12 protein-coding genes are annotated in these 11,594 nt (G+C 46.5%); 2 read left to right on the forward strand and 10 right to left on the reverse strand.

Translation table 11 applies throughout. The features are described 5' to 3' along the window. Nucleotides 1–441 (reverse strand): Na(+)/H(+) antiporter subunit B, encoded by a 441-nt coding sequence (locus tag MUN34_RS05445; protein ID WP_034769866.1) that lies wholly within the window; start codon nucleotides 439–441, stop codon nucleotides 1–3. Next, a complete protein-coding gene (locus tag MUN34_RS05450) occupies nucleotides 438–2,843 on the reverse strand; it encodes a Na+/H+ antiporter subunit A (RefSeq protein WP_247857017.1) in 2,406 nt (801 codons plus the stop codon). Before MUN34_RS05450 ends, MUN34_RS05445 begins: the two co-directional genes overlap by 4 nt. A gap of 282 nt (nucleotides 2,844–3,125) precedes the next feature. Here MUN34_RS05450 and MUN34_RS05455 point away from each other — a divergent pair, with 282 nt between their 5' ends. Next, nucleotides 3,126–3,467 carry a hypothetical protein gene (locus MUN34_RS05455; RefSeq protein ID WP_247857018.1) on the forward strand — a complete coding sequence of 114 codons (342 nt, stop codon included), beginning with the start codon at nucleotides 3,126–3,128 and terminating at the stop codon, nucleotides 3,465–3,467. A gap of 41 nt (nucleotides 3,468–3,508) precedes the next feature. Here MUN34_RS05455 and MUN34_RS05460 read toward each other — a convergent pair whose 3' ends face one another. Then, on the reverse strand, nucleotides 3,509–3,802 hold the full coding sequence (locus tag MUN34_RS05460; protein ID WP_247857019.1) for a hypothetical protein: 294 nt from the start codon (nucleotides 3,800–3,802) through the stop codon (nucleotides 3,509–3,511). Nucleotides 3,803–4,166: 364 nt separating this feature from the next. Next, nucleotides 4,167–4,880, reverse strand: coding sequence for a YebC/PmpR family DNA-binding transcriptional regulator (locus MUN34_RS05465; RefSeq protein WP_026828171.1), 714 nt, complete (start codon nucleotides 4,878–4,880; stop codon nucleotides 4,167–4,169). Between the two features lie 202 nt (nucleotides 4,881–5,082). Here MUN34_RS05465 and MUN34_RS05470 point away from each other — a divergent pair, with 202 nt between their 5' ends. Further along, a complete protein-coding gene (locus MUN34_RS05470) occupies nucleotides 5,083–6,867 on the forward strand; it encodes a glycoside hydrolase family 13 protein (protein WP_247857020.1) in 1,785 nt (594 codons plus the stop codon). 99 nt (nucleotides 6,868–6,966) lie between these two features. On the opposite strand, the gene MUN34_RS05475 is transcribed toward MUN34_RS05470, so the two are convergent. The 6 genes from MUN34_RS05475 to MUN34_RS05500 form a co-directional block, all read right to left on the reverse strand. After that, a complete protein-coding gene (locus tag MUN34_RS05475) occupies nucleotides 6,967–8,169 on the reverse strand; it encodes a DUF1015 domain-containing protein (RefSeq protein WP_026828173.1) in 1,203 nt (400 codons plus the stop codon). Between the two features lie 12 nt (nucleotides 8,170–8,181). Next, the gene (locus MUN34_RS05480; protein ID WP_247857021.1) at nucleotides 8,182–9,339 is read right to left on the reverse strand and encodes a phosphoglycerate dehydrogenase; all 1,158 of its coding nucleotides are present in this window, start codon (nucleotides 9,337–9,339) and stop codon (nucleotides 8,182–8,184) included. Beyond that, nucleotides 9,340–10,404: a 3-phosphoserine/phosphohydroxythreonine transaminase gene (gene serC, locus MUN34_RS05485; protein ID WP_247857022.1), complete on the reverse strand. Its 1,065-nt coding sequence runs from the start codon at nucleotides 10,402–10,404 to the stop codon at nucleotides 9,340–9,342. Between the two features lie 193 nt (nucleotides 10,405–10,597). Then, complete coding sequence (locus tag MUN34_RS05490; protein WP_247857023.1) at nucleotides 10,598–10,984, reverse strand: nuclear transport factor 2 family protein; 387 nt, start codon at nucleotides 10,982–10,984, stop codon at nucleotides 10,598–10,600. Nucleotides 10,985–11,071: 87 nt separating this feature from the next. Then, nucleotides 11,072–11,272, reverse strand: a complete 201-nt coding sequence (locus MUN34_RS05495) for a cold-shock protein (RefSeq protein WP_012370557.1) — start codon at nucleotides 11,270–11,272, stop codon at nucleotides 11,072–11,074. 201 nt (nucleotides 11,273–11,473) lie between these two features. Then, the coding region (locus MUN34_RS05500) for a cold shock domain-containing protein (RefSeq protein ID WP_247857039.1) at nucleotides 11,474–11,594 on the reverse strand (121 nt) is incomplete at its 5' end.

Genomic DNA, 11,594 nt, shown 5'->3' on the forward strand with positions numbered 1-11,594 from the left:
TTAATCACTCTCCCCAATCGTTTGAATAATCGTCATCGTCACACCGACGACAACAAGATACACCCCTAAATCGAACAGCATCGCTGTGTGTAAGGACGTTTTTCCGAACAGCGGTAAATTGAAATAGTCGTGGGCATGTGTAAAAAATGGTTTGTTGAACAACAGGGCACCTGACGCCGTCAGGACGGAAATCAACATCCCGATGGCGGTCATCTGCTTATAATCGACGGGCAGGATTTGCCGAAGCGTCTTAATATCAAAGGCAAGCAAAATCAAGACGAGTGCGGAAGCTGTCACGAGACCGCCGACGAAGCCGCCGCCCGGTGTGTAATGACCGGCGAAGAACAGGTAGACGGCAAACAAAAAGATGATGAACGTAATGAATGTCGTGGCAGATTCCAAGATGACATCATTCGTATGTTTTTTGATCGGATTTTTCATTTGTCGATTCCTCCTGTCTTCCGGAAATTAATCATCGCGTAAATACCAAGACCGGCAATTGCTAGTACACTAATCTCGAACAACGTATCAAAACCACGGAAGTCGACGAGGATGACGTTGACCATGTTACCACCAGCGGCTAAGTCAGCCACGTTGTCGATGTAATACTGGGCAATCGAAGCGAATGAGCGTTGGCTGAGCGAAGCGAGTGCGACCAACATGACGCTTAACCCGACGAGTGCCGAGATGGCGGCATTGCCGAGTTTAAACTTAATTCGTTCCTCTTTCCGGCTTATTTCCGGCATATGATAAAACACAAGCAGGAACAGAGCGACGGATACCGTTTCGATGACGAGTTGCGTCAAGGCCAAGTCCGGTGCCCGGAATAAGACGAAGAACAGGGCGACCGTATATCCGACGACACCAAGCAGAATGATTGATGTCAAACGGGACCGAGCAAATGTAATCGATAAGGCGCTCCCGACGAGGACGAGGACTAAGACGACTTCATAGGTGTGAACCGTACTGAGCGGATTCACATCAAACCGGAAGGCATCAAGGAAATAGAGACTCGATAAAACCAAGACGACGATGAAACCGAAGATGTAGACCAAGTAAGACCGCATGTAGCCGGTCATGACCGTATCATGGATAGCGGTCGATGTCCGTTCACCTCGACGCAACAATGCGTCATATTGATGGTTGAGTGAGACCTGTTTCGGCATCCGATGATACAGCGAGCGCCATTTCGGTAAAGTCAGGAATAAAACCGTACCGACTGAGATAATCAGGACGGTTAAAAACAGTTCCAGGTTAAATCCGTGCCAGAGCTTGATCTCAACCGGAATCGATCCACCGCTTGCCACCACCTTCGGTAAAATCGCTTCAGCAGCCGGACGAATCAACGTATTCGATAACAGGTTCGGGAACAAGCCGATCAAGACAACCAATGAAACGAGGAAGAGTGGCGGAATCAGCATGCCAATCGGTGCTTCATGTGGTTTTTTCGGCAACTTGTCGAGTTGTCTTGGACCGAGGAACGTCCTGTAGACGATTAAGATACTGTAGACAAATGTAAAGATGCTACCGATGACCGCAACGAACGGGAACAAGAGACCGAATGTATCCAGATGGAATAATCCTGACTCCGATACTTCGAGCACACCGGTCAAAAACATTTCCTTACTTAAGAAACCATTGAACGGCGGCACACCCGCCATCGATAACGTCCCGATCGTCGCAATCGTAAACGTCACCGGCATCAGTTGTGATAAACCGCCAAGTTTTCGAATATCACGTGTATCGGTTTCGTGATCGACAATGCCTGCCATCATAAAGAGACTGCCTTTAAAGGTAGCATGGTTGATCAGGTGGAAGACCGCTGCGACCGTTGCGGCTGTATAGAGACTGTCTGGTAAGGCTTCGACTTGTAACGCAGCAGCTCCGAGTCCGAGCAATGACATGATCAGACCGAGTTGTGAAATGGTGGAATACGCTAAGATGGCTTTTAAATCGACCTGTTTGACGGCATTCAATGATCCCCAGAAGAGTGTGAACATTCCGACAGACGAAACCAGATAAAACCAGAGCGGTGTTTCAGCAAAGATTGGACTCATCCGGGCCACGAGATAGAGTCCGGCTTTGACCATCGTTGCCGAATGCAGGTAAGCACTGACCGGGGTCGGAGCCTCCATCGCATCCGGTAACCAGATATGAAACGGGAACTGAGCCGATTTTGTAAAAGCCGCCAGTAAAAACAGGACAAGCGACACAGTGAAAAGCGGATCATTTGAATAGGTTCCGACCGTTGCCAGTGATTCCCGGATACTAAACGAACCGGACAGCAGTGACAGCAGGGAAATCCCGCCAAGCATCGACAAACCACCGAAAACGGTGATGAGCATCGACTTTTGGGCGCCGTAACGGGAGCGTTCGCGTTCGTACCAATAACCGATCAAGAGGAAGGACGAAATCGATGTCAATTCCCAGAACAGATACATGACGATCATGTTGTCGGATAAGACGATTCCGAGCATCGCCGTCATGAAGAGAAGCAGGTAGACATAAAAATTATGAAGGGCTTCTTTTTTTGCATCGAGATAATAGATGGAATACAGCACGACGAGCGAACCGATTCCGGTAATCAACAACGCAAACAACAAACCAAGACCGTCGACGTAAGCGATAAAGTTGATATCGAGTGAAGGAATCCATTTCATCGTCGCGACTACCGTCTTCCCGGCCATCGTCTGGTTGAGGAACTGACTGAAGTAAGCGACGAGCGTCAGTGGAACAAGCAGGACGAACCAGCCTGTGTGCACCGTTCGAATCTTTTTATACAGTAATGGAATGAAGAGACTTACAAGTAACGGCAACAAGATTGCCAAATGAAGCAATGACACATGATTCCCTCCTTTTCATATCGTTCATTTCATCGAAAAAATGAAAGAAGGACGTAGTACGCAAGCGAGTAGTCGTGCTTGTGACGTGTCCTTTTTAATCCAATCATTCGATTCTGATGAAGCATCTGTTAAAAGTATAACGTAGATTTCGGCTCTCTGCATGACCCGAACCTTTTTGAGGTAGCGCAGGAAAGCGGTTTTTGAGTAAATTATTAAATATGTAGGAACACGGCAGAAAAACATGAAAAAAAGTCTAAAAATTTTTTTTAAGGCGGCTAAACGTTGATTACAATCGTCTTTTTCAGGGAAAACCATCTAAGTGTAAAAAATTCAGCGGACAGAGGTGTCGTCATGAAAAAGTCATTTAAACAAGGGTTAGTTATTGGTGGAATCGTAGCCTTATCTGCGTTAGTCATTAAGCGATATAAGCAAGCAGGAGATTCATCAGAAGGGTTTAGTGATCCAACTGCACTCGATCGTCAACCAAGTGTCGACGCAAAAAAAGATGAAACAGAAGTCGGATTAACGCAACTCGATTCGATTCATCGGGCAGATTGGCAAGCTAATGGTTTTCCGCAAACTCACGCTGAACTAGAGCGCCTAGAAAAAGAAGAAAATCAGTAAAAAACACGCTCTCATCTGAGAGCGTGTTGTCATGTAAAGAATTAAGCGCTTGTCGAAACAAGTGCTTGAATTCGTTCGCTGTGTGCAGCATAGGAAGAAAGATGTTCGAATTGATGGAGTGTAAGAGTCGTCATGCGACTGTGACCGGTGCTAGATTCAAGAAACAGGTACGCTTCATTTTGATCTTGACCACCACCGTCAAAACGAATTTTTGCTGTAATCGTTCGTCCATCACTCGCTTGCATATAGATATCGTAACCGCCGAAATCGACTCGGTTGAAGCGGTTGGCTTCGCTTACGATTCGTTTAAAAGTTTCTATTAATGAATATGACATGCTGTTTCCTCCTTATGTGAAAAACACGTGACCTAACAAGCAATCACCAATCAGTATCGATTATGTCTTTTCCCATTAAATAGAAGAAATAAACCTTTTAAAAGAATCTTTTTTTGTAAATAATTTTTAATTGCTATGAAACGCGTTTCATACTTTATGATAAACCACGTCAGCGCGTGACTATCGCAAACGATGGGCGTCAGCTGAGTAGTGGTGGTGGAGTCCAGTCTTTTTCTAAACAGATGTCTCAAAACGCGTCAAGTGTAGCTAACAATGGAATACACAAAAAGGAGTCGGACTTAAACCCAACTCCTTTTTGTGTGTAAAAACCGGTATTAAAGCCAATTTGTTAATGAATCGATGGTCAAAGTTCGACGTTATGATAGACTTGTTGCACATCTTCCAAGTCTTCCAACGCATCAATCATTTTTTCGAACTGTTGGACGTCTTCGTCAGATAACGTCACTTCGTTTTGTGCGAGCATGACCAGTTCAGCGACTGAGAAGTCAGTGATTCCTGCCTCTTTCAGCGTTTCTTGAACGGCATGGAACTGTTCCGGTTCAGCGTAAATGATAACAGACTCTTCTTCTTCCAAAATATCACGGACATCGATGTCCGCTTCCATCATCAGTTCAAGAACATCGTCTGCTGTTTTACCTTCAAAAGCAAAGATGGCTGTCGCATCAAACATGTAAGCGACCGATCCGCTGACGCCCATGTTTCCGCCGTTTTTACCAAAAGCGGCTCGAACGTCTGAAGCTGTCCGATTAACGTTGTTTGTCAGTGTCTCGACGATGACCATTGACCCGCTTGGTCCAAATCCTTCGTAACGTAAAACGTCAAAGTTTTCTTCCGCGCCGCCTTTTGCTTTTTCGATGGCACGATCGACGATGGCGCGGGGGACACTGTACGTCTTAGCGCGCTCGAGAACCACCTTTAACGCCTGGTTTGATTCAGGATCCGGCTCGCCTTGTTTAGCGGCAACATAAATCTCCCGGCCAAACTTCGCATAGACGCGACTTGTATTTTTGTCTTTCGACGCCTTTTTTTCTTTAATGTTATTCCATTTACGACCCATCAGAATCCACTCGCTTTCACATGACTTCGATTTAGTTAGGAACTTACTGGTTCCTTCTGCCTCATCAGTATACCGCATAAGCGGTTGATTTCTAAACTGAAAAGATAGTGAAACACGTGTTTTTTCGCGAATAACGTTTACATCTGGTCTGAAATCGGGAAGTAACAGAAGATGAAATCTAGTGTGTGAGAGGAGATGGACTATGAATAAAGCAGCTGTGTTTCACCGTGCCCTGTCTCCGTATGTCTATACGTACGATCGAGATACGGTTCATATCCGCCTAATGTCGGCAAGGGGAGACGCGGATCGTGTCGAATTGATTCACGGGGATCCTTATGAATGGGATGCGGAAAAAGAAGAAGATCGGGATTGGAACTTTGACCCGAATAAAGAAAAATTTTGGAAAACGGCTACTGCAGAGATGACGTTCGCGGGATCGGATGCGACACACGATTTTTGGTTTATCGCGATTCAGCCGAAAAAGAAGCGGGTCCGTTACGGTTTCAGAGTTCACGCAAGCGGTGAATCCGCCGTTTACACCGAACGTGGATGGTACGATGAGGTGCCGCTTGATCACCCGGGCTACTATTTTGCCGTTCCGTATATGAACGCGGTTGACGTATTTGACGCTCCGGCGTGGGTGAAAGATACAGTCTGGTATCAAATTTTTCCGGATCGGTTCGCGAACGGGGATTTAACGAATGATCGTCCGGACACGACTCCGTGGGGAGCAGAGGCACCAGCCTTTGATAATCATTTCGGAGGCGATTTTCAAGGGGTGATTGATCATATCGATTACTTAAAAGCACTCGGTATTACCGGCATTTATTTTTGTCCGGTCTTTGTTGCACCGTCTAACCATAAATACGATACCCTGGATTATTTACGTCTCGATCCGAGTTTCGGGACAGAAGAAAAGTTTCGGGAAATGGTTCAACTGCTTCATCAAAATGGCATTCGGATTTTACTGGATGCGGTCTTTAATCACGTCAGTGTCGATCATCCGGCATTTCAAGACGTTTTAGCTCATGGGAAAAAGTCGCAGTATGCAAATTGGTTTATGATTGATTCATTCCCGGTCCAATCGACACCTGTACCGAACTATGAAGTGTTTGCTTTTGAAAGCAATATGCCGAAACTCAATACGGCGCACCCGGATGTAAAAGATTATTTATTAAAAGTAGGCCGTTACTGGGTAGAAGAGTTCGAGGTCGATGGATGGCGACTGGACGTCGCGAGTGAAGTGGACCATGCTTTTTGGCGCGAATTCCGACGGGAAGTGCGGGCTGCTAATTCGGAAGCATATATTGTCGGAGAGTGTTGGACGGATTCGCAAGGGTGGTTGCTCGGTGATCAGTTTGATGCTGTCATGAACTACGGATTGACGGAAGCCTTTTTAACATTTTTTGCGACGAACGAGAGTGTTGCCTCTGAATTCAGTCATGCTGTCGTAAGGAATTTAAACAGTAACACAATGAATGTCAACGAAGTGATGTTTAACTTAATTGATTCCCACGATACACCTCGTGCCTTAACACGGGCAAACGGAGACCGGAATCGGATGAAATTATTGATGTTATCGCTGTTGACGTTCACAGGAAGTCCGGTCATCTACTATGGCGATGAGATTGGCTTGACGGGTGGTCAGGATCCGGATAACCGGAAGTGTATGGTCTGGGATCCAGCCGAACAAGATACGGAGCTCTTGGCGTATATTACACGGTTGGTTGATTTACGGAAGCAACATCCGGGGCTTGCCAATGCCAGCGGCTATCAGTTCGAACAATTGAATGACGCGTCGGCAAGTTTTCTCATTCGTCGTCAGTCTGGTGAAGCGACTTATCTGATTTTGTTTAACAATGGTTTGGAAGATGTCCATTTTGATTTGACGGAACCAACCGTTGATCTGATTGACGGACAACGTTATACAGAATCGGTCACTGTAGGCGGGGTGTCCGGGAAAATTCTCCAAGTAGAACAAGTATAATTTAACAAAAAAAGCGTGGCTGACTCAAAAGCCGCTTTCTACACAAAAAAGGGTGACAGATTACAATCTGTTACCCTTTTTTGATTTGACTATAAAAATTCAGAAAAACGGATGAATGAGCAGACCACTTCTTAATTTGGGTTCGAACCAGGTCGATTTCGGCGGCATGACTTCACCGGCATCAGCGACCGCCATCAGCTCGGTTAAGCTTGTTGGATGGAGATGAAACGCAACAGCCATTGTGCCTTGATCGACGAGTTGTTCAAGCCCGGCATAACCTCTTACACCACCGACGAACTGAATCCGTGCATCCGTCCGGGGATCTTCGATTCCGAGGAAGGGCGTCAACAATTCATCCTGAAGAATCGCGACATCGAGGTCCTCCTTGACGGAGGGACGGTTTTTCTCATAATCGAGTGTGTACCAAGTCTGTTTCACATACATTTCAAACCGATGTTTTTTTGTTTCTGTCGCGCGTCCCTCGGTAATGGCGAACCGCTTGCTGATTCTTTCGAGCAGGTCATCGACAGACTGACCGTACAAATCTTCGACAACGCGATGGTAACCTTGGATGTTCAATTGATCACTTGAAAAAGAGACGGCGAGAAACAGTCCGGCATCCTCGTGAGGATTCAATCGCGCGACTTGTGAGGCTGCTTCCGCCCGGTGGTGTCCGTCAGCGATATACAGATGATCATGACGGGCGAACTGACTGCCGATCGTCATCATGGCATCACGGTCCGTGACTTTATAGATGGTATGCTCAATCCCGTCTTCCGCTGTAAATTGATAGAGCGGGGATTGTTTGGTCTGTTCCGAGACCACTCGATTCAGTTCATCATCCGGATGATGGGCCAGTAAAATCGGACCGGTATGAGCAGCAAGCGACTGAACGTGCCGGACGCGGTCCCGTTCTTTATCAGGTCGTGTGAATTCATGTTTCCGGATGATGCCTTGGTCGTAATCCGTGACAGAGACACAGCCGACAAAACCGGTCTGCGTATGCTCACCGTCTGTCAGGCGATAGAGATAATAACTCTCGACATCATCTGTTGTGAGAATACCCCGTTCCATCGCCTCCTTGAAATGAAGAGCGGCTTGTTCGTAAACACGGGGATCATGGTCATCAATCAAGTCCGGTAACGTCACTTCTGCTTTATCAATCCGCAAGAAAGAAAGCGGACGTCGGCGGACTTCCACCCGTCCCTCCGCCCGATTGAAAACATCGTACGGGAGGGAAGAAAACGCTTCTGCATATTTAGGATCAGGGCGCAAAGCGTGGAAAGGTTCAAAAGTAGGCATGATCATCGCTCCTTAAAGTAGTCTTGTTTTTAACACACCGGGAATGGTATTTAATTGTTGTAATGAGATTTCTTCATCCAAATGGTTATCGATATCGATGATCGTGTAGGCGATACCATCCTTGCTGCCATTGATCATGTTGGCGATGTTGATTTGTTCTGTCGCAAGGACGGAAGCGATTTGACCGACCATGTTCGGGATGTTCTGATGCGCGATCGTGATACGTCGTTTACCGGAATAGGGTAACTCGACGGACGGAAAATTGACTGCGTTCCGGATATTACCGGTTTCGAGGAACAGCTTTAATTGATCGACAGCCATGATGGCACAATTTTCTTCGGCTTCTGCTGTCGACGCACCGATGTGCGGCAACGGAGTAACACGAGGCAGAGAGAGAATGAAGGCATTCGGGAAATCAGTGACATAGTTGGCCAGACGGCCGGACTTCAAGACAGTGGCCAAAGCCTGTTCGTCGATTAATTCGCCGCGGGAGAAATTAAGCAAGGTTGCCCCTTGTTTGATTTTCCCAAGCAGCCGTTCATCAAGCAGATGTTGGGTCGCGTCAATCAATGGCAGATGCAACGTAATGTAATCGCTTGTCGCGAGCAACTCTTCAAGGTTGGTGACACGGTGCACTTGATTCGAGACACGCCATGCCGATTCGACAGACATGTGGGGATCGTAGCCGGAAACCGTCATACCGAGTTCGTGAAGCGTATTCGCTAAACTCGCTCCGATGGCGCCAAGGCCGACGATGCCGATTCGTTTCCCGAGTAATTCGGTACCGGCAAATTGTTTTTTATTCGCTTCAATCCGCTCCGGGATATCCGGTCCGCGCAGGTTGTTTGTCCACAAGATGCTCGGAATTAATTTTCGGGCAGTCAAGAACAGACTTGCGATGACAAGCTCTTTGACGGCATTGGCATTCGCACCGGGAGTCGAGAAAACGGGAATACCCCGATTCGCCAATTGATCGAGCGGGATGTTATTGACACCGACGCCGGCACGGGCGACAGCTTTCAAGGAAGTTGGAAATTTCATGCCGTGTAAGTCTTTGCTGCGGACAAGAAAGGCATCCGCTGTTTCGATGTCTTGTTTAACGACATATTGATCGGTGAAGCGCTTTAATCCTTTTTCAGACACGTCATTCCAAAGTTGTACATGATACATTTAACGTTCCCCCTGTTCGAATCGTTGTAAGATGGCGATAAGGGCATCGACGCCTGCAGTTGGCATCGCGTTATAGAGACTTGCGCGCATTCCTCCGACAGAACGATGTCCTTTTAAATTCACGAGCTGATGACGTTCTGCAAATTGCAGAAATTGTTTATCCAAATCCGTTTGACCGGTAGTAAAAGGAATGTTCATTCGGCTCCGGTCCGGTAAGGCGACGTGATTTGAAAACAGGACGGATTGGTCCAAGTACGCATAGAGGGAAGCGGCTTGCCGGTGATTACGCGCGACGACCGTATCGAATCCCTGCTCCTTGATCCATTCGAGGACCAGTTTCGTCAAATAGATGCTGTATGTGGGCGGTGTATTGTAAAGTGAATGATGGGTAGCGTGTGTATCGTACCGCAAATAGGAACCTAAGCGGTCCGGCGTACGCTGTAACAGCTCATCTTTTATGATGACAAGCGTCATTCCGGCTGATCCGAGATTCTTTTGAGCCCCCGCATAAATCATGTCAAACTGACTGACATCAATCGGTTCCGATAAGATGGAGGAAGAGAAGTCGGCTACTAATGGAACATCGACTTGTGGGACTTCGGTAAAAGTCGTCCCTTCAAGCGTATTGTTCCATGTGATATGCAGATAATCCGCCTCAGAACGGATGGGACCGGTCGGAATCGAACGATAGCTGTCCTCTTTAGATGAAGCAACGATGTTTGTCTTTACAAAAGCCTGGGCATCCTGCATCGCTTTTTGTGACCAGCTGCCCGTATCGATGAAGTCCACGTGACGCCGATCCGTTGCTAAGTTCAGCGGTAACATGGAAAACTGAAGTGTCGCACCGCCTTGTAAAAACAAGACACGGTAATGATCCGGAATCTGTAAGAGTTCCCGAAGCAGAGCCTCTGTATCCTGAAGGATGTTTTCAAACAAGGTGGAACGATGACTTAATTCCAAAACGGATTGTCCAGAACCTTGGTAATTCAGAAGCTCTGATTGAGCTTTAAGTAAAACAGGTACCGGTAGGACTGCCGGACCAGCTGAAAAGTTAAAAACCGTCATCACATTCCGCCTCCAATAATTTTCAGAAAATATTCACAACTAAAGTGTAACGGAATGAAAACAGTTAATCAAACTTCATTTCAAATGGAACTTGAACTTTTCAGAACAGAGGGGAAGAATCGTTCAACAGAAAAAGACCAGTTCTCCTGTAGAGAGACTGATCTGATCGATGTATCTGAAGAAGGTATTGACTTCAAGACGGGTCAAGCGGCGTAAGTTGGTGAAAGTGCCATTTCCAGCCCTCGTTCGTCCAGTGATAAAGTGAAACACTCCGGAAGCGACCGACATACATGCTGCGACCGTATGAGAAATGATCTTCCACGATTTCCTGCACCAGGGCCGTCGTCTCGAAGACTTCGACCACCATCGACTCGCTGAGTTGATCGCTCCATTGGATTTGATCCGGGTCGACATAATGATCGAGATACGTCTCGGCATCGAACTGCCGACCTTGTCCATCAACAAAAGAAAAATCGGGTGATAACAACTGATGCATCTCTTTTCGGTTGCCCTGCATCAAATAAGCATGTCGATTTGTCAGGAGAAGCTGAAGCTGTTCATGTTTAGCTGAAGTTTCCATGAGAATCATCCTTTCGTTCTTACATGAATGATGAGATTTCAAAAGATAAAACAAAAAAAGACTCTGCAACAGCAGAGTCTTGGAAAATTAAAGTTTAGTAACGTTAGTTGCTTGCGGTCCGCGTTGGCCTTCTTCAACTTCAAACGAAACTTCTTGACCTTCGTCAAGTGATTTGAAACCGTCTGTTTGAATAGCTGAGAAGTGAACGAAAACGTCGTCGCCGCTTTCACGTTCGATGAAGCCAAAACCTTTTTCTGCGTTAAACCATTTTACTTTACCTTGTTCCATGTGTGTTGCCTCCTGCGTATGACTGAGCCATACTGATTATTACTACCGTGATCAATTTCATCGAGTCAAAAGTGTAACCTTCATATCTCCACCGAACAACAATAATTGTTTATAATATACCACGGTCGGATTGAAAAAGATAGGGGTAGGTGGAAAAGAATTAAAAAAGAGGATTCGCAGCTGCGAATCCTCTCAGGAAAATTAAAGTTTAGTAACGTTAGTTGCTTGCGGTCCGCGTTGGCCTTCTTCAACTTCAAACGAAACTTCTTGACCTTCGTCAAGTGATTTGAAACCGTCTGTTTGAATAGCTGAGAAGTGAACG

The sequence above is a fragment of the Exiguobacterium sp. 17-1 genome (genome assembly GCF_023096305.1).
Taxonomy (GTDB): Bacteria; Bacillota; Bacilli; order Exiguobacteriales; family Exiguobacteriaceae; genus Exiguobacterium_A; species Exiguobacterium_A sibiricum_A.

Bases quoted from the DNA above. Each gene is read 5' to 3' on its own strand.
- MUN34_RS05445 (WP_034769866.1), bottom strand. From the start codon at position 441: ATGAAAAATCCGATCAAAAAACATACGAATGATGTCATCTTGGAATCT.
- MUN34_RS05460 (WP_247857019.1), bottom strand. From the start codon at position 3,802: ATGTCATATTCATTAATAGAAACTTTTAAACGAATCGTAAGCGAAGCC.
- MUN34_RS05465 (WP_026828171.1), bottom strand. From the start codon at position 4,880: ATGGGTCGTAAATGGAATAACATTAAAGAAAAAAAGGCGTCGAAAGAC.
- MUN34_RS05470 (WP_247857020.1), top strand. From the start codon at position 5,083: ATGAATAAAGCAGCTGTGTTTCACCGTGCCCTGTCTCCGTATGTCTAT.
- MUN34_RS05475 (WP_026828173.1), bottom strand. From the start codon at position 8,169: ATGCCTACTTTTGAACCTTTCCACGCTTTGCGCCCTGATCCTAAATAT.
- MUN34_RS05480 (WP_247857021.1), bottom strand. From the start codon at position 9,339: ATGTATCATGTACAACTTTGGAATGACGTGTCTGAAAAAGGATTAAAG.
- serC (WP_247857022.1), bottom strand. From the start codon at position 10,404: ATGACGGTTTTTAACTTTTCAGCTGGTCCGGCAGTCCTACCGGTACCT.
- MUN34_RS05490 (WP_247857023.1), bottom strand. From the start codon at position 10,984: ATGGAAACTTCAGCTAAACATGAACAGCTTCAGCTTCTCCTGACAAAT.
- MUN34_RS05495 (WP_012370557.1), bottom strand. From the start codon at position 11,272: ATGGAACAAGGTAAAGTAAAATGGTTTAACGCAGAAAAAGGTTTTGGC.